Annotated in this window: 17 protein-coding genes and 7 tRNA genes; 12 read left to right on the top strand and 12 right to left on the bottom strand. The window is 52.6% G+C overall.

Annotation, left to right across the window (positions count from 1 at the left end; all coding sequences use genetic code 11):
• Positions 1–58: 58 nt before the first annotated feature.
• The 8 genes from ACNRUY_RS01255 (at position 59) to ACNRUY_RS01220 (ending at position 1644) form a co-directional block, all read left to right on the top strand.
• Positions 59–661: a peroxiredoxin gene (locus tag ACNRUY_RS01255; RefSeq protein ID WP_488109818.1), complete on the top strand. Its 603-nt coding sequence runs from the start codon at positions 59–61 to the stop codon at positions 659–661.
• 174 nt (positions 662–835) lie between these two features.
• Positions 836–911, top strand: a tRNA-Asn gene (locus ACNRUY_RS01250).
• Between the two features lie 36 nt (positions 912–947).
• Positions 948–1023: transfer RNA gene (locus ACNRUY_RS01245), tRNA-Lys, on the top strand.
• Between the two features lie 99 nt (positions 1024–1122).
• A tRNA-Lys gene (locus tag ACNRUY_RS01240) sits at positions 1123–1198 on the top strand.
• Between the two features lie 37 nt (positions 1199–1235).
• A tRNA-Asn gene (locus ACNRUY_RS01235) sits at positions 1236–1311 on the top strand.
• A gap of 34 nt (positions 1312–1345) precedes the next feature.
• Positions 1346–1421, top strand: a tRNA-Lys gene (locus ACNRUY_RS01230).
• Between the two features lie 37 nt (positions 1422–1458).
• Positions 1459–1534, top strand: a tRNA-Asn gene (locus ACNRUY_RS01225).
• 34 nt (positions 1535–1568) lie between these two features.
• Positions 1569–1644: transfer RNA gene (locus ACNRUY_RS01220), tRNA-Lys, on the top strand.
• 49 nt (positions 1645–1693) lie between these two features.
• Here the strand turns inward: ACNRUY_RS01220 and ACNRUY_RS01215 are convergent.
• From ACNRUY_RS01215 to ACNRUY_RS01205, 3 genes are all read right to left on the bottom strand, one after another.
• Positions 1694–3028 carry an NAD(P)/FAD-dependent oxidoreductase gene (locus ACNRUY_RS01215; protein WP_488109817.1) on the bottom strand — a complete coding sequence of 445 codons (1335 nt, stop codon included), beginning with the start codon at positions 3026–3028 and terminating at the stop codon, positions 1694–1696.
• Between the two features lie 66 nt (positions 3029–3094).
• Positions 3095–3337: a DUF3094 family protein gene (locus tag ACNRUY_RS01210; protein WP_488109816.1), complete on the bottom strand. Its 243-nt coding sequence runs from the start codon at positions 3335–3337 to the stop codon at positions 3095–3097.
• A 105-nt stretch (positions 3338–3442) separates the two neighbouring features.
• Positions 3443–4360, bottom strand: a complete 918-nt coding sequence (locus ACNRUY_RS01205) for an aspartyl/asparaginyl beta-hydroxylase domain-containing protein (RefSeq protein WP_488109815.1) — start codon at positions 4358–4360, stop codon at positions 3443–3445.
• 73 nt (positions 4361–4433) lie between these two features.
• On the opposite strand from ACNRUY_RS01205, the gene ACNRUY_RS01200 reads away from it, so the two are divergent.
• Complete coding sequence (locus ACNRUY_RS01200; protein WP_488109814.1) at positions 4434–5159, top strand: rRNA adenine N-6-methyltransferase family protein; 726 nt, start codon at positions 4434–4436, stop codon at positions 5157–5159.
• A gap of 39 nt (positions 5160–5198) precedes the next feature.
• A complete protein-coding gene (locus ACNRUY_RS01195; RefSeq protein WP_488109813.1) occupies positions 5199–5441 on the top strand; it encodes a type II toxin-antitoxin system Phd/YefM family antitoxin in 243 nt (80 codons plus the stop codon).
• A 93-nt stretch (positions 5442–5534) separates the two neighbouring features.
• On the opposite strand, the gene ACNRUY_RS01190 is transcribed toward ACNRUY_RS01195, so the two are convergent.
• From ACNRUY_RS01190 to ACNRUY_RS01175, 4 genes are all read right to left on the bottom strand, one after another.
• Complete coding sequence (locus ACNRUY_RS01190) at positions 5535–6317, bottom strand: hypothetical protein (RefSeq protein WP_488109812.1); 783 nt, start codon at positions 6315–6317, stop codon at positions 5535–5537.
• Positions 6318–6580: 263 nt separating this feature from the next.
• The gene (locus tag ACNRUY_RS01185) at positions 6581–7591 is read right to left on the bottom strand and encodes a nucleoid-associated protein (protein WP_488109811.1); all 1011 of its coding nucleotides are present in this window, start codon (positions 7589–7591) and stop codon (positions 6581–6583) included.
• A 78-nt stretch (positions 7592–7669) separates the two neighbouring features.
• Positions 7670–8593, bottom strand: a complete 924-nt coding sequence (locus ACNRUY_RS01180) for a phosphatase PAP2 family protein (protein ID WP_488109810.1) — start codon at positions 8591–8593, stop codon at positions 7670–7672.
• Positions 8568–9209: a TetR/AcrR family transcriptional regulator gene (locus ACNRUY_RS01175; RefSeq protein WP_488109809.1), complete on the bottom strand. Its 642-nt coding sequence runs from the start codon at positions 9207–9209 to the stop codon at positions 8568–8570. Before ACNRUY_RS01175 ends, ACNRUY_RS01180 begins: the two co-directional genes overlap by 26 nt.
• 176 nt (positions 9210–9385) lie before the next feature.
• Between ACNRUY_RS01175 and ACNRUY_RS01170 the strand changes: the two genes are divergently transcribed.
• Complete coding sequence (locus ACNRUY_RS01170) at positions 9386–9928, top strand: thioredoxin family protein (RefSeq protein ID WP_488109808.1); 543 nt, start codon at positions 9386–9388, stop codon at positions 9926–9928.
• Here ACNRUY_RS01170 and ACNRUY_RS01165 read toward each other — a convergent pair.
• From ACNRUY_RS01165 to ACNRUY_RS01145, 5 genes are all read right to left on the bottom strand, one after another.
• Positions 9925–11415 (bottom strand): ArnT family glycosyltransferase, encoded by a 1491-nt coding sequence (locus ACNRUY_RS01165; protein WP_488109807.1) that lies wholly within the window; start codon positions 11413–11415, stop codon positions 9925–9927. The two genes, ACNRUY_RS01170 and ACNRUY_RS01165, sit on opposite strands and share 4 nt — an antisense overlap.
• A gap of 41 nt (positions 11416–11456) precedes the next feature.
• On the bottom strand, positions 11457–12071 hold the full coding sequence (locus tag ACNRUY_RS01160; protein WP_488109806.1) for a tRNA-uridine aminocarboxypropyltransferase: 615 nt from the start codon (positions 12069–12071) through the stop codon (positions 11457–11459).
• Positions 12072–12236: 165 nt separating this feature from the next.
• Entirely contained in the window at positions 12237–12512 is a 276-nt protein-coding gene (locus ACNRUY_RS01155; RefSeq protein WP_488109805.1) for a DUF406 family protein, read from the bottom strand.
• A 98-nt stretch (positions 12513–12610) separates the two neighbouring features.
• Positions 12611–13084: a YjiG family protein gene (locus ACNRUY_RS01150; protein WP_488109804.1), complete on the bottom strand. Its 474-nt coding sequence runs from the start codon at positions 13082–13084 to the stop codon at positions 12611–12613.
• Between the two features lie 2 nt (positions 13085–13086).
• Positions 13087–13791, bottom strand: coding sequence for a nucleoside recognition domain-containing protein (locus ACNRUY_RS01145; protein ID WP_488109803.1), 705 nt, complete (start codon positions 13789–13791; stop codon positions 13087–13089).
• Between the two features lie 382 nt (positions 13792–14173).
• On the opposite strand from ACNRUY_RS01145, the gene ppc reads away from it, so the two are divergent.
• Positions 14174–16813 carry a phosphoenolpyruvate carboxylase gene (gene ppc, locus ACNRUY_RS01140; protein WP_488109802.1) on the top strand — a complete coding sequence of 880 codons (2640 nt, stop codon included), beginning with the start codon at positions 14174–14176 and terminating at the stop codon, positions 16811–16813.
• Positions 16814–17074 lie beyond the last annotated feature (261 nt).

Raw genomic sequence — 17074 nt, 5'->3', positions numbered from 1 at the left:
CATGCAGCGGCGCTAAACACTGTTCAACCCGCTTTGTTAAACACTGGAGAATTGACTCATGGGCGTTTTGGTCGGCAAGAAAGCACCTGATTTTACCGTTCCCGCTGTACTGGGCGATGGTTCTATTGTTGATGCCTTTACCCTGTCTGAAGCCATCCGCGGTAAATACGGCCTGGTGTTCTTCTATCCTCTGGATTTCACCTTTGTCTGCCCTTCTGAGCTGATTGCTCTGGATCACCGGATGGATGCTTTCAAGGAGCGTGGTGTTGAGGTGATTGGTGTTTCCATTGACTCCCACTTCAGCCATAACGCCTGGCGTAACACCCCTGTTGATAAGGGCGGTATCGGTCCAGTGAAATACACCCTGGCCGCTGATATGACCCATGACATCTGCAAGTCTTACGATGTTGAATCCGAAGGTGGGGTTGCCTTCCGCGGTGCCTTCCTGATCGATAAGGACGGTGTCGTTCGTTCCCAGATCGTTAATGATCTGCCACTGGGCCGTAACATGGATGAACTGATTCGTCTGGTCGACGCTCTGCAGTTCCATGAAGAGCACGGTGAAGTTTGCCCTGCAGGCTGGAACAAGGGTGACAAGGGTATGGACGCTTCTCCTGATGGTGTGGCCAAGTACCTGTCTGAGAGCGCTGATGGCCTCTAAGGCATAGCCTGATCTGAAAAAGCTGCTTCGGCAGCTTTTTTTTTAAGAACTTTTTGTACTGGAATACTTGACTCACAGCGAAATAACCTTATCATTCGCTGCCGTTGGATGTCGACGACAGGTTGTCTCCAGCAGTGTTCAGCTTCCTGGAAATCGGGATGCTTTACGCACCGTTCCCCGATAGCTCAGTTGGTAGAGCAAATGACTGTTAATCATTGGGTCGCTGGTTCGAGTCCAGCTCGGGGAGCCAGTTTTAAAGCCGTATGATTGCGTATCATCGGTTTGTGGGTCGTTAGCTCAGTTGGTAGAGCAGTTGGCTTTTAACCAATTGGTCGTAGGTTCGAATCCTACACGACCCACCATTTTCAAAAGCCGCCTGTGCATGAGGCGGTTTTTTTATCCTTGCAGCGATGTGTTCTGAACGCTTGGATAAAGTAGCCTTGAGCGGGTAAACAGACAGCGGGTCGTTAGCTCAGTTGGTAGAGCAGTTGGCTTTTAACCAATTGGTCGTAGGTTCGAATCCTACACGACCCACCAGACAGTGCCGGACAATGCCTTAAAATTGTCGCGCAGTTCCCTGATAGCTCAGTTGGTAGAGCAAATGACTGTTAATCATTGGGTCGCTGGTTCGAGTCCAGCTCGGGGAGCCATTTTACAGCTGAATGATTGCGTATCATCAGCTGAGGGTCGTTAGCTCAGTTGGTAGAGCAGTTGGCTTTTAACCAATTGGTCGTAGGTTCGAATCCTACACGACCCACCAAACAGTGCCAGGCAATGCCTTAAAATTGTCGTGCAGTTCCCTGATAGCTCAGTTGGTAGAGCAAATGACTGTTAATCATTGGGTCGCTGGTTCGAGTCCAGCTCGGGGAGCCAATTTACAGCTGAATGATTGCGTATCATCAGTTGAGGGTCGTTAGCTCAGTTGGTAGAGCAGTTGGCTTTTAACCAATTGGTCGTAGGTTCGAATCCTACACGACCCACCACTTCCTATAGCCGCTGGTCGCCATGACCCGCGGCTTTTTTTTTATTTAATCAGTGCAACTTCAACTGAGGTCGGGTGGTTTTGCTGATCAGGTCTTTCAGGATCAGCGTTGCTGTTTTCAGCTTCCCGAACAGAGCCATCTGGTGCATGCGGTAGAGGCTGATATAAAACCACTTGGCCAGGGTCCCTTCGATCATCATATCCCCGGTGATGGCGCCCATCAGATTGCCCACGGCACTGAAACGGCTCAGGGAGATCAATGAGCCGTAATCCCGGTAATTGAATGCCAGGGGTTCACTTCCATCTACTTGGGCAATAAGGCTTTTAGCCAGCAGTGATGCCTGCTGATGGGCTGCCTGGGCTCTGGGAGGAATGGTCACGGTAATGCCATTGCTGTCGGTTAAAGTGCAGCTGGCGCAGTCCCCCATGGCGTAAATCCGTTCGTCTTCTGTGGTTTGTAATGTGGCTTTGACCACCAGTTGATTGATCCGGTTGGCTTCCAGGCCGTCCAGCTGGGTAAGAAAGCCCGGGGCCTTGATGCCTGCTGCCCAGATGCGAAAATCGGAGGTGATGAACTCACCGTCACGGGTAGCCAGGCCGTCAGGGCGGATCTCGTTGACCAGCTGGCGGGTCATTACCCGAATGCCCATTTTTACCAGCTGTTTATGGACGCTGCTGCTGATTCGTGCCGGCAAGGCGGGCAGGATTCGCTCTCCTCCCTCCACAATCGTAACCTGAAGGTTTTCCGGTTTGATCGCATTCAGACCATACCGGTCCAGTTCGATGGCCGCGAAATGAAGCTCTGCGGCCAACTCCACTCCAGTGGCTCCCGCGCCAATAATGGCGATGTTAAGCCTGGCTTCTTCATCCTGGCAGGCCTGGGCATGGAGGTAGTGATTGATCAGTGTGCTGTGAATGCGTTCCGCCTGTTGGCGGTTATCCAGGAACAGGCAGTGTTCCCTGGCGCCTGGGGTATTGAAGTCATTGGCGGTGCTGCCCACAGCAATGACCAGCTTGTCGTACTGAAGTTCCCTGGCGGGGACGACCTCATTTCCTTTGTCGTCCAGGATTGGAGCCAGCCCGATCAGGCGGCTACTCCGATCCAGGCTTTGCATTTTACCTGGTACAAAATGAAAGTGATTCCATTTGGCCTGGGCCAGGTAACTGAGCTCATCTTCAAAGGCGTTCAGGGAACCGGCCGCAACTTCATGGAGCAGGGGCTTCCAGAAATGGGTGTGTTGAGCATCCACCAGGGTGATTTCGGCCAGTTGCTTTTTTCCCAGCTTTTTGCCCAGGCGGGTGGCCAGCTCCAGCCCCCCGGCACCACCGCCGACAATAACAATCTTTTCAGGTTGGGTAGGGGCGATCGGGGCAGCTGCTGTCATTAAAGAGATCCGTTTTCTGTTTTCTTGTAGTTAGGTTATCAGTGTGTCTACATGTTAGGTGGCTGCTCAGGTGGGCAGCACGAAGAGTCCTATCATTCTGCTTAACCCTCCCAGAACAATGATCACCAGGGTCAGCCAGAGCATCAGGCGAATGGGCCTGAAGGGGGATCGTTCAACGGTGTTGACGCCCTCTTTAAGAAACTCGTCGACTCGCTGCTGATCTTCAGGGTATAACCGGGTTTTATGATGCTCGGTTTCCCTGGTTTCACCCATGGATTCAGCCTGGCTCATGGCTTTTAACTGGCTCATGGCGGTTCCCTTTCTTATGCTTCTGCAGAAACATAGTACATTCTGCCATTGCCGGAAAGCTACCTCTCGATTTTTCCCGGATGAGTGAGGGCTGGGTGGATATCTTCAACCGAAGACGGCATAGAGTATGCCAAGAAATAGCATCCATTTGATCAGATAGTATACGGTTCGGTTCCACGCCTTTATGCGCTTACCCAGAAGGCGGATCTGGTAGAGGTAGAGAAATGCTTTATTCAATCCCCCTACCCGGTCTCCCTCCATATTCCGGGTGGCGCTGGCCGCCATCACCCAACGTGAGAAGAGCCGGTTAAAACCCCGAGCTAGAGGGTTGCTCATGGGTCTCTCAACATCACAGAACAGGATAATGCGATTCTGGTCGGTGGTGTTCTCGGCATAGTGGATATAGGTTTCATCAAACAGAACATCCTCACCGTCACGCCAGGCGTAGGTCTCTCCATCCACGTTAATAAAACACTGGTCTGAGTTGGGGGTGATCAGGCCGAGATGATAACGCAGGGAGCCGGCGAATGGGTCCCGGTGCCGAACCAAGCGGCTGTCAGGGCCCAGCATGGCAAACATGGCGGCTTTGACGCTGGGAATTTTCTGCAGCATGGCCACGGTTTCCGGGCAAAGGGTCTGGGCGGAAGGAAGGTCATCTCCGTACCATTTCAGATAGAAACGCTTCCATCCGGTTTTAAAAAAGGAGTTGAAGCCAATATCGTCCAGTCGGTCTGAGGCTTTGATATGGCTTTGCTTATGAAGGGCCGCGGCCTCGAAGCGAATGGTCTTCCAGTTGTCCCTGAGGGGTTTGAGTTCCGGGAAGTGGCTGGTATTAATAAAAGGGGTGCGGGGTACCTTTGAGAACAGGTACATAATGGCGTTGACTGGAGCCATAAAGGTGGAGTGGTCGCTGAGCTGCCGGAAAGGGCGGTGTTTCACTTTCCCCCGTTGATGGGTGTAAAGGGCTGCGCCGATGCAATAGTAAAGAAGGAGCAGCTTGGGGGTCAGTAAATCCAGGATCATGGGGCACCTCCGGGTTATGCTGGCTAACTATAGATTGTGTTGGGGTTTTGTGGTGAGGCAGAGGGAGGAATCAATGGAGAAAGGGGTTATCCGGCTTGCCTTTATTCAGCTGTTTCACCGGTGGCGTGAGGGAGCGGCTGTTCTGGTGGCTTTTGGTCTGAAACGACGGTTTGTACTGCCCTGGTTATGGCTGAAGTTGAGTTATTTGCTGGATGGGCCTTTCGCCATCAGTCGTCGCTATTACCGGAAAACAGGAGCGTCTGATATTTATCTGTATGGGGAAACCCCGTTAACGACCCTGAATAAGATTGCTACCAGGGTAGGGATTTCTGATAAGGATTGTGTTTTTGAACTGGGTGCCGGCAGTGGCTTTACCAGCCTTTGGCTGAATACCGTGCAGAATTGCCAAGTAACCGCTGTTGAGCAGACCCCCTTGTTCTGCTGGCGACTGGAAAGGCTGGTGCGTCGTTTTCGGTTGACGGGTATTAAAGTGATTTGCGGCGATTACCTGAAAACCTCATTAGAGGGGGCCAGTGTGATCTACCTGTACGCATCAAACCTGGATGAAGCAACCATCACTGAACTGGCCGTCAGGCTTTTTGAGCTGGGTGCCGGGATAAGAATCATTACGGTCAGCTATCCGTTGCAGCCCTATCTTGAGACTTCCGGCTGTTCAGGATCGTTTCAATTGCTGGATCAATTCTCAGTGCCGTTTGAGTGGGGAGAGGCGGAGGTGTATGTGCAGATGCTCACGGCTTATTCATCGATTTCTGTTGGGCGTGCTGTTTTTGGTTTGTAGGATGACTATATACAGACTAACTTGCAGGAGGAGCATGTTTTGCGAATTGAAACCGCCAGTTATCTGAGGCTGCATGCTGCGGACCTGGATTTGGAGGGGCCTTTGGTGATTATCCAGAATGGTAAGCTCAAGTATGTTGTGGGGAGCGATGAAGCCCGGCAGAAGAGGGATGAAGCGATTGCTTTGCTGAAGCTGCTTTCGTTTGCGGAAAAGGATATTCTTGAAAAAGAGGTCATGACCCGTAAGGAATTGCTTGATCGCTTAAAAAATAAGTTAGATTGAGAGTGAGTAATATCCTGCATCAAAAGCAAAGCATTCAAAAAGCCCTGTTTGATTACTGCCTTACACTTTAAGTTGTTCTGTTAATGCCCGGTATCAAAACATTCTGTGCACTGAAGTGAGTTTGTTGACGATCCGGTTGCCGTAACGAACAATCAATGACGGCACCTGTTTGTCCGGATACCGGTCAAAACTTTTCTGAATATAAGCCCATGCGGCGTGGGACTGCCTCAAAGGCTTGCTGGCGTGGGGGTGGTTGCCCAGTTCTTTTTTAAAGTCCTCCAGGCGCTGGCTGAATTTAACGGCCAGGGTTTTCAGCTGCATTTCACTGCTGACGGTCGGGTTGCCTATTTTTGAAGAAACTACCAGGTTCAGGTATTCCCGGGTCATTCTCTGCATCATCAATGCCTGTTCCAGAAACCGGAGCTGGCGGGTAAATCCGGGCTTATTGACCAGAGTTGTCTGTCTGAGCAGTAACAGCTGGCGATCCAGTTTGGCCAGCGCTCTTAACAGAGCCGTTGCTTCAGGAGGGGTGGATCTTGCAGGCAGGCTGGCCAGCCAGTTGGCATGTCGGCTGATCACTGGCCAGAGAGAGATAATGGTGGCCAGTAACTGGGAGCTTTCCTTATCGTTGGTGCGTTTTGGCAGGTCATCAATGAAGTTGCTCAGTTCTACCCGGTTTTCCTGAAGCTGGTCACGGGCTTCGTGATCCTGAAAGTCAATTTGCAGTCGGTGAAGGTTGCTGATCAGCTCGTTCAGGACGATTTCCTGTTGCAAAATCGTTTCAGGATAGATACCGCCATGGCGAGGGCTCGCCTCGGATACTGTGGACAGTATCAGCGGCAATAACAGAGCTGCTATGACTGGACGGACGATCATGATGGCTTCCAGGACGGGGTGGTATCCTGGTGTTTATCGGCCCGGTACTCTTTTTCTACAGAGTGGGCGCTTTTGGATAACCTGCATAGATTAGGCAGGTGATAAGGAAAATCACAGAGCAAGCAGATACTCCCTTCCCTGGAAGTCAGACATGCTTTATTTGTATCAAATTTGTTCAGGTATAAACAGCCAGGGCAGAGGGCTCTGGCTGTTTTTTATGCTCATGGGTGCCGGGAGTAAGGTCTGGGATAGGGCGCGTTGTTTTACGACTGCTTGAGCTGTTCCTTGAGCTTATCGGGCACGCCGGTAATGATCAGCTGGTCAGTGCTTTCGTCATAACGAACCTGCCCGCCCAATAGCTCGGCATCAAAGGACAGACTCAGTCCTTTACTACGGCCGGTGTATCGGACCAGGCGGGTGAGGGTTCTGCGTTCCGGCATCATCGGAGCGCTCATATCGTAGTCCCGGGTATTGACGAAACGGGCAAAGTCATCCGGGCCTGCTTCACTGAGGTGGCCGGTCAGCTCCGTCATGGAGAGACTGTCTCCTTCATCCAGCTTGCTCTGGCAGTAATCATAGACCTGTCGTTTGACAATGGTTCGGTTTTCTTCAGAGGGCTCTTCTTTACAATATTCCGTGACTGCCTTCACCAGAGTGTCTGCCTCTTCTTTGCTGCTGCTGGTTTCGCTGCAGCCTATGACCTCCTGGAATACATTGCTGAGTCGTTTTCCCCCCTTGGGGCGCAGGAAGGAAAGGTAGCGGCCCGTTTCAGGGTTATTCTGCCAGTCAGTGAGGTTCACCCGGCAGGCCAGGGACATTCGGGCAGTATCCAGATAGGAGGTGTCTTCAATGGTCAGTTCATCGGTGATGGTGACGCTGCTCTGGCTGCTCAGCATGCAGAGCATCAGGTAACGGGTAAGCCCCTGCTGGTAGTCCGCAAAGAGAACATAGCCGCCCCCCAGGGCTCCTGCTTCATCCAGTCCTTTCCCCAGTTCCTCCAGGAGCTCTGAGGTCAGTTGGATAAAGTCTGTAGCCTGGGTTTCCGACTCCTGCTTCAGGTAGTTTGACAGGCGGGAAGGAAAACTGTTTTCTGCCAGGTCGGAGAACTGGCCATAACATTTGTCCTGTTTTTTGTTATAGGTTTGTAGCAGGTCATCCAGTACCAGCTCCAGGGAGGGGGAGGAAGTGAGTCCAGCCCTGGCCGGAATGGCATGAAGGTTTTCGGCTTCTGGAGCACGCTCCAGCTTATGAACAATAATCTGTTTGATGGTCATGATTCAGGTGTAAGAAGTTCAGGGGTATGGAGAGTCATCCATGGAATGGCCTTATGGTACATTGAGCGTCTTATGATTTCATAACCTTTGACACAGTAGTTGATGCAGAAGTGGCCAGATAAGGATGCTCCATAGTCCGGCAAAAGCCCCCTGTAACCAGAAGATCAGATAGAGTAGCAGCGGCATTTCAATTCCGGAAGGTTGCCAGAATCTCAGTGGCCAGAGCAAAACCAGGCTTATAAGCCCGGGAAGGGCGCGGGTAAAGAACAGCTTCCATGAGGGGGAGAGCTCTGTCAGGGCTGTATGGGAATAAACCAGTATCAGTGAGCAGGCTATGCCGCTCAACAGCCCGGTATAAAACAACAGGCGTTTGTAGGGCAGTAAACCGCTGCCGCCGGGCCCTATCCCCAGACCGCTGTGAAGAATAAGACAGGTGATCATTGGCAGGCTGGAAATGCCCAGAACGAGCAAAAGTTGGCCGGTCAGGTTTAATGAGCGTAACCGGGTTAAAAAAAAGGGTTCATATTGAATCCAGAGCAGCAGAAGTAACAGGCCTATGCCAAGGCCTGCAAGGATCTGGCTGGGGTAATGAACTCCCAGGTAGAGTCGGGAAAGGGCGATCATCAGCACCATGAACAGAGCCAGAAGCCGGTATTCCAGTGACGGGATGACCCAGGATGTCAGCCCCCAGAAAACCACTGCATTCTGGCTGTGTCCGGAAGGCATACCCCAGGGGTTTTCATGGAGGCCGTTGAACAGTTGGGGGTGTTCGTAATAGGGGCGGGGGGAAGCAAACAGCTGACGACCCGAGCCAAAGATAAGCGTGCTGAACAGCACGCCGCAGGCCAGCCGCGCACCGATTGCGAAAAAGCCGGTCCAGTAAAGCAGCGCGGCGATTGCCAGGTAATGGGTGGAATAGGCATGAAGGGATAGCCAGCGCAGCCATGGGTCAGCCGGGGCTAACAGGCGTTGCAGTTCAGCAATAAACTGTACGCTGGTCATCTTTTTTGTCGCTTTTCTTGTGATGGTCGCTGAGGTTTTTGAGGCAATTATTGACCTGTTTGTCCAGCCGACGTTGATTGGGGTCGACCCTGGCCATTAATTGCAGGCTGAGATAAAGGTTGGTGAGTTCACTGACGGTTTTTTCCAGGTCTTCTGTATCCAGCGCTTTTTCTTGTTGTGAGGTTTTTTTCAGGTGCTCAAGAAAGCCTTCCCTGAGTTGTTGAATACCGGTTCTGACCATGGATGAGGCTTCTGTGGGGAGAAGGTGGAGCTCTGTGCTGGTGCTGACCAGAAAGCAGCAATTCTGGAAAGCCAGTTCCTGGTTGTGTCGATACCCTGACGTAAAAAAACGTCGAAGCCCGGTCAGGCCGGAGCCATAAACCAGGTGTTTGTGGATTCTGGGTTGAAGGTGCCATTGGAGGTAATACTCCAGGACGGCAAGGTAGAGCTGCTCTTTGTTTCGGAAATGATAATAGAGACTGCCCGGGTGCATCTCGGTTACCTCTTCCAGCTGCTTGAGAGAGGTCGCAGAAAAGCCTCTTGACCAGAAAAGGCAGAGTGCATCGGCTAGAACCTGTTGTCGGTTGAAGGAAGAGTGTCGTCCCATAAGGCTCATATTTGATTGTTGTCAGACCAATGTAGCAGATTTTTCAGTGGTGGGAACCAGGAAGGGGGTGCCTGAAATTTAATCCTTATGGAGCCTGTTTCCCGGGGTGTGCTAATGTGCAGAAAACGCCTTTCTATCTTTGTCGGCTTTGCACCAATGACAGAATCAATAACAGGAGCCCCCTTATGGCACTGACTCCCTCCACCATGATTGAGCTGGGATTTACCGCACCGGAATTTACCCTTCGTGACGTATTCAGTGAAACGGAAAAGTCCATTGGGGACGTGGCGGGTCAGAAAGGTCTGCTGGTGATGTTTATCTGTAACCACTGCCCTTATGTGATTCATATTGAAGAGGCGCTGGTGGCCCTGGGGAAGGAGTACCATGGAACGGACCTGGGCATTGTTGCAATCAGTGCCAATGATGCCTCTGAATACCCTGAGGATCGTCCGGAGTTGATGGCTGACAAGGCTTATCCATTCCCCTATCTGTACGATGAAAGCCAGGAAGTGGCCAAGGCCTATCAGGCGGCCTGTACCCCGGATTTCTTTCTGTTCGACGGGGATTTGAAGTGCGTTTACCGGGGCCAGTTTGATGGTTCACGTCCGGGGAATAATAAGGCTGTGACCGGTGAAGATCTGAGAGCGGCCATGACGGCCCTGTTGAAAGGCGAGCCTGTCAGTGACAATCAGAAGCCCAGCATGGGCTGCAATATTAAGTGGCGTTAGAATTTCTGCAGCCAGTAAACCCAGTCCCGATAGTGCTGCTTTGGTTCAAAGCGGTTTTTAATGGTTTCCGGAAGGGATGAGAGGCTGTCATCCCGGGTGATCAGAAAGTTTTGCCGACCGTTGTCCAGGGTATCCACCAGCTTAGCAAGATCCTTGATTTCCAGCGCTTTGCCATTGCTGTAAAAGCGCCCGGAAAACGGCCGGTTGTACCAGTATATGATCTGTCCGGGCGCCTGAACGTCTGTGTTTTTTATGGCCAGTTGCAGTGCTTTCTGGGAGGGCTGCCCCTTACCAACGGCCAGAGCGAAGATAACGCCAACCAATAGAATCGGGGTGACCAGAGCGGTGCCCAGAATGAATCGGGAGGAGAGGGGGGATGGCTGGTCTGCCTGCCAGTGGCTGGCCAGCAGCATTGCCATGGCGGGGGCAGCTGGCAGAGCGTACGTCCAGAGAATGTTGCGGGCGAAGGTAAAAAACATCAGGGGGCAGAGCAGGCAAAGCCAGAGAAATGCGCTCCAGGAGATCGCTTTTTTATGGCTAAGGGCTTTTTCCCCGGAAGGGTCATTGGCTCCGGTTTTCCTGTATCGCTCCCAAAGCGTCTTCAGGGCAACAGCGATCATAATGGGGGACCAGGGAAAGCCCCCTTCCAGCCAGTTAACCCAGATGGTGCCAATGGGGTACCGATGGGCATTGCCATATTGATCTCCTTGCCAGCCACTTTCCAGGTAGCGGGAGAAGTGTTCCCCGATAAAAAAGTAGTTTAAAAAACCGGGTGTTTTCAGCTCTGCAGCGATGTACCAGGGCAAGGTCAGCGCCAGGGTCAGGAGGGTGCCGCTGATCCAGGGAAAGGTTTTCCAGAGTCGTATCAGCCGGCGCTCAGGAAGGCACCAGAAGAATACAGGAAGGCCCGCCAGAACCAGAGCGGCGAGGCCCTTTGCCAGAAGACAGAGTGCTGAGCCCACAAAGAACAGGTATTGCCATCGTCTGGCCTGGGAAGCGTCTTCAGAGTGCCAGCCAATCCAGAAACCGGCATGGACGGTCATGATGGCCAGCAGGGTTATGGGCTCCGCCATCAGGGCACCGGAGAGCAGAATAAAGACGGCAGTTGTAGTCAGTATCAGCAGGCTGAGCCGGGCGGTGTTCCGTCCCATCTGGAATAAAACCATTTTCCAGCAGAGCCCCATAACGCCCAGGCTGATCAGAAGAGAGGGCAGGCGGGCGGTAAACTCGTGAAGACCGAGCAGCTTGACCGACAATGCGGGCAGCCAGATAAACAGCGGTGGTTTCCCCCAGAAGGGGATGTTGTAGTCAAACCAGGGGGTTACCCAGTCATTGGTTTCCACCATCAGTCGCACCATTTCTCCATACCGGGCTTCTGTGGTGTCCTGAAGCGGGTACAAGCCCAGGGAGATGAGCCGGATCGCCAGGGCGCTGATGATAATGGTGCGGGCCAGCTGCCACGGGGTAATAGGGGTATTTTTTGCCATGGTCAAACTTCAGGTTTTTTCAGAGGAGCTCTGAGGGACTGTTATTTTGACTTCAGGCGATGAGAATAGTTTCGCTCCCAGGTTTTTTCACCCATGGCCTGGATTTGTTGATCAATCATGTGATCAAAGGTGTCCAGTAACGCCTGGTGGGCCTGGTGGTTGCCACTGGCTTCTCTCAGCAGAAGGACAGTAGCCTCTACGGTAGACAGGGCGCCTTCACCGGGTGTTTTTCGAATACGATAGGTGGAGGCGGTTCGGGGTTGCAGTGACAGGAAGGGCAGGGTTTGCAGCTGGGGGTTGCTGTAAACGATTTTTTTTGCCTTCCGCCAGGTGCCATCGATCAGAATGATGACGTCTGGCTTTGATTTGGACAGGTATTCTTTACTGTTGACTGCCTGTGGGCCAGGAAAGAGCAGAGCACAATTTCGCTGGGAAATCAGTTCCAATAAAGCGGTATGGCTGGAGAAATCTTCACCGATCCATAGCTGGCAGTTACTGATGCCCAGTTTGACGATTCGCGCGGTGTTCATGGGGTGATGGGCTTCTTTCGGGTGCTGAAGAATCACCAGATCCACCCCGGCGGTTTCCGTTGGCAGAGTGTGACAGTAACAATAATTTTCGGGGCGCCGGCAGCGCGGGCATTCAACTCTCGGCATTTATCTTTTTTCGGTGAACAACATTTCGCTTCCCGGTTTTCTGGGGGAAGGTGTCGGAAAACGTTTTTTTTATTGTTCCGGGTTTAATCAAGAGCAAATGGCACGATTGCGCCATTTGCAGAGCTTTTCTCTTTCCCCTGCTTATCAATATAGTGAGGAGAGAGATCAGGCGTGCTTCATCTGGAAAATCAGTTTTTCCGCAGTGCAGTCAAAATCAAAACTGGCCCGGATCACAGCCTGGCCATCCTGGGACAGCGCTTCGGAGCTGATTTTGCAGTTGCCCGCTCCTACTTTGGCGGCATCGGCCTTCAGCTGTTCAAAGCGGGGCTGGGCATCAGGTCCGGTCAGATCCAGGGTCAGCAGAGTGTCGTCTTCACGGATGATGGTGCCCACTTCAACACAGTTGCAGGCAAGGCTCTCGTACTGGTCTTTTTCATTCATGGCTGGGACCTCAAACAGCTTATGGGGTATAAAAAAACCGAAGGAGAACCTTCGGTTTTTTTTGTTATGCAAGCGGGATCATACCCCTGATATGGGATTCATACCAGAATATTCATGACCCACATGGAGAGCAGCGCATTGATGATGCAGATAGCGAACATGATCGGGTAGCGGCGACCATCGGTTTCGACAACACCAAGAATCCGGCCTGCATATTGAATGGTGGACCCCATCAGGTAGATGGCAGGTGCCAGAATGGCAATGTCACGGGCCTGAAGAATACCTTCAGAAGCCAGACCTGCGGTGACGCCCACAGCGCCTCCCATGGACATGATTGCACTCATCAGGACAGCGGCCGCTTCCCCGGGGACGCCAAACAGGCTCATCAATGGTCCGAACACCATGGAGAGAATGTCCAGGAATCCGGTCAGCTTGAGGGCCTTGATGATGATGAAGGCCATCATGACATTGGGGATAATGCTGCCGATCCCGATGTTCCAACCCTTGCGGGCGCCTTCAACGAAGACGTCAGTGATCATTTTTTTGCTGGGTGCAGTTGCTTTGCTGGACATGATCAGATGGCCTCCGCAGTTTTAGCTGAATCTTGTTTTTTTGCCGCTACTTTCAAGTAAAGCCGCATCAGGTTGGCGCCAACGATCTTGAACAGGAAGATGACGCTCAGTGCTATGCCGATAGAGCCGGGCACAGAGGCTCCGCTGGTATCGGTCAGGGTAAAGAGAATGGCGCCAGAGCCAAAGAAGTTGACAATGGCAGCACCGCCGGAGAATTGGAAGGTGGTGAATATGTCCTTTTCAGTCTCATTCAGTTCACCTTCATCCACCAGTCCCTTGGTCATGCCTGCACCAGCGTCTGTGGACTGGAGGCTGCCAATCAGGGCCAGGCCAGTGGTGCCGGGAATACCCATCAGAGGACGCAGTAAAGGGGTAAGCAGCTTCCGGGCTGCCCGCAGAGCGCCAAAATGCTCCAGAACACTGATCATGCCCAGGGCAAACATGGCGGTAGGTACCAGGCTCAGGGCAAACAGAAAGCCATCCCGTGCGCCGCTGCCGCCTGCACCGCGGTAATTGGTTGCGCCCCCGGCCGCATCCTTGATCAGGGTGCCGAAGCTGCCGTTGAGGGTAGTGAAGTCAAAAATGCCATACCACTCTGCGGACTTTAGAGCGCCGGAGAAAAATACAGCGGCAAAGGCCAGAGCCAGGTAGTTGCCTATTGTGACACGGTTTTGGTCACCGACATGGTCATGGCTGCTATCAGTCATGGAGCCCCCTGAGAGTCATTTCAAATCAATTGAGTAAGCGAAATCAGTACTATCGTTCAATACGGAGGGTATAGGTCGGAGAGAGAGGGGGGAATTCGTGGGAGTCGCATGTTTTTTGTGCAAATTACGAATCGCACTTTTCTTGTACTTGTATAGACAAGTTACAGTGTGCCTCAGGACAATCTGTCAGCATTTGGTGAATCGCCCCTGTACAGGAAGGTAATATCTGTTGGGTTGTGGGAGGTTCTGGTTTTCTGAGTGGGTAGGTGTTTTCCCTTTTTTCTTAGTGGTTTCTGGTATAGGCTCCCTGAGCCGCCCGCAGTTTTTCAAGGGTGTGTAAAGAAGCAGAGTGAGCCGTAAGTTCATCCACAGGCAGTCAATTATGTCAGAGAATCCGTCGTCGCTGCGTCGTAACGTCAATATGCTGGGAACCCTGCTGGGTGATGCCATTCGCGATCACAAGGGTGAAGCGTTTTTCAATAAAATTGAGACCATCCGCCAGCTGTCCAAGGCTGCCCGGAATGAGGATCAGGGCAGTCAGGACCGGCAGTCATTGCTGAACCTTCTCCATGGCCTGAAGGACGATGAGCTGGTACCGGTGGTCAGGGCGTTCAGTCATTTTCTCAATCTGTCCAATATTGCCGAGCAGTTTAATACGGTCTCCCGGGACTGTGAGGAATATTACTGTGTTCCTGATCATTTTGGCGAGCTGCTGAAAACATTAAAAAGTCGTGGTTTCAGCCCGCAGCAGATTGCAGAGAGTGCTTCTGAACTGGATATTGAAGTGGTGCTGACAGCGCACCCCACCGAGGTGACCCGGCGAACCCTGATCCAGAAGTATGAGCAGGTGTTCAAGTGCCTCAGTGACCTTGAAAATGAAGGGCTGAAGGACAGGGACAGAAAACGGCTCCAGGAGCGGGTTCGTGAGTTGATTACCCAGGCCTGGCATACCTATGAATTTCGCAGCCAGAGGCCAACACCGGTAGACGAGGCGAAGGGTGGATTTGCCACCATTGAGCACTCCCTCTGGCATGCAGTGCCCCAGTTTGTCCGCTCCCTGGATGAACGACTGCAGGAGCATACCGGAGAGCGCCTGGCGATTGATGCCGTGCCTGTGCGTTTTTCTTCCTGGATGGGGGGAGACCGGGATGGCAATCCTTTTGTTACTGCCCGTGTTACCCGTGAAGTGCTTCTGCTCAGCCGATGGATGGCGGCGGACCTTTACCTGAGAGATTTGAAGCCCCTGATTGGCGAACTGTCCATGAGTGAGTGCAGTGAAGGAATGCGCAAGGCCGTGGGGGATTGCCGGGAGCCATACCGGGCCGTTCTTAAAAAGCTCCGGGAGCGGCTGAGGCAGACCCGGAACTGGTGTGAGCATGCCCTGGCGGAACACCAGAATGCTTCCGATGTTCTGATGGACAATGAAGAACTGCTGAAGCCTCTTCGCCTCTGTTATGACTCTCTCCATGAGTGTGGTCTTGGGGTGATTGCTGATGGCCCGCTGCTGGATATGTTAAGAAGGGCTCACTGTTTTGGTCTGACCTTGATCAAGCTGGATATCCGGCAGGAGTCAGAGCGTCATACCCAGGTGTTGAGTGAGCTGACGAAAGCCCTTGGCCTGGGAGATTATGGCCACTGGGAGGAGTCAGAGCGGCAGACGTTTCTACTGAGGGAACTGCAGAATCCGAGACCGCTGCTGCCCCATAAGTGGTGGCCTTCTGCGGATGTTCAGGAAGTGATTGATACCTGTCGTGTCATTGCCCAGGAAGGTGAAAGGGCTTTGAACTGCTATGTGATTTCCATGGCGACTCAGCCATCGGATGTACTGGCCGTTGCTTTGTTGCTCAAGGAGTGTGGTGTTGACTTTGATATGCCAATAGCGCCGCTGTTTGAGACGCTGGATGATCTTGATCATGCGGCGGACTGTATTCAGCACCTGCTGACTCTGCCCTGGTACCGGGGTTATTGTCACGGTGGTCAGATGGTCATGATCGGTTATTCAGACTCTGCCAAGGATGCAGGCTGGATGGCGGCGGCCTGGGCTCAATACCGGGCCATGGAGGCGGTGACCCGGGTTTGTAAGAATGCAGAGGTCAAGCTGACCCTGTTCCATGGTCGTGGTGGCACCATTGGCCGGGGCGGTGGCCCAGCCCATGCGGCGATTCTTTCCCAGCCCCCGGGTTCGGTGAACAATAAGCTGCGGGTGACGGAGCAGGGGGAAATGATCCGTTTCAAGTTTGGTTTCCCCATGGTGGCCGTGCAAAGCTTGATGCTGTATGCCAGCGCCACTTTGGAGGCGACACTGTTGCCGCCGCCGGTTCCGGAGCAGAAGTGGCGGGATGTGATGGATCAACTGGCGGCGGATTCTGTCAAAACCTATCGGGGCATTGTCCGTGACGAACCGGACTTTGTGCCCTATTTCCGGGCGGTGACGCCGGAGCTTGAGCTGGGCAAGCTGCCCCTTGGCTCCAGACCGGCAAAGCGCAAACCGGATGGTGGAGTAGAAAGCCTGCGAGCTATTCCCTGGATTTTTGCCTGGACACAAATCCGTTTAGTACTGCCTACCTGGCTGGGTTGTGGTGAAGCTTTGTCCCGGGCCGTGGAGGCAGGGAACCAGGAAGTGCTGCAGGAAATGATTGAGCAGTGGCCCTTTTTCAAGGCCCGGCTGGAGATGCTGGAGATGGTCTTTATGAAAACCGATCCCCAGCTGGCCAAGTATTACGAGGATCAGCTGGTTCCTCAAGAGCTCAAGCACTTGGGTGAACGCCTGAGAGCAATGCTGGCCTCAGCGGTTCAGGTGCTGATTGATTTGAAGGGGGGGGATGAGCTGATGTCGTCACACCCCAGGATCAAGGAGGCGATTTCACTGCGAAATCCCTATACGGACCCACTGAACTTCCTTCAGGCGGAGCTGCTGCAACGGGTTCGCCAGCAAGGTGATTCCTGTGAAGGCCAGCAGTTAGAACAGGCTTTGATGATCACTATTGCTGGTATCGCAGCCGGAATGCGTAATACCGGGTAGCCTTTTACCGGCTGGCTTTCTGATCAATAGTAAACCCGAACCTCAAATTTCTGGAGTTCGGGTTTTTTCTTTTTTGCTGCTTTTTTCTGGTTTATTTCTCTATTATTAGGCGCTTGGTTTGCCTTTTTTTTCGATAGGTTGGTTTTGGATTTTCAGGTTTTCCTGTTTTTGTTTCGGAAAGCGGTTGTTTGTCTCGGTGAGTTCGATTTGAAAAGGTGGGTTTTTGCGGGTTTCTGGCGGTGGGTGGTGATTATTACTTGA

The sequence above is a fragment of the Endozoicomonas sp. Z74 genome (assembly GCF_057680865.1).
Note: the sequence above shows the minus strand (reverse complement) of the source record. Positions and strands in the feature narration are given on the sequence as shown.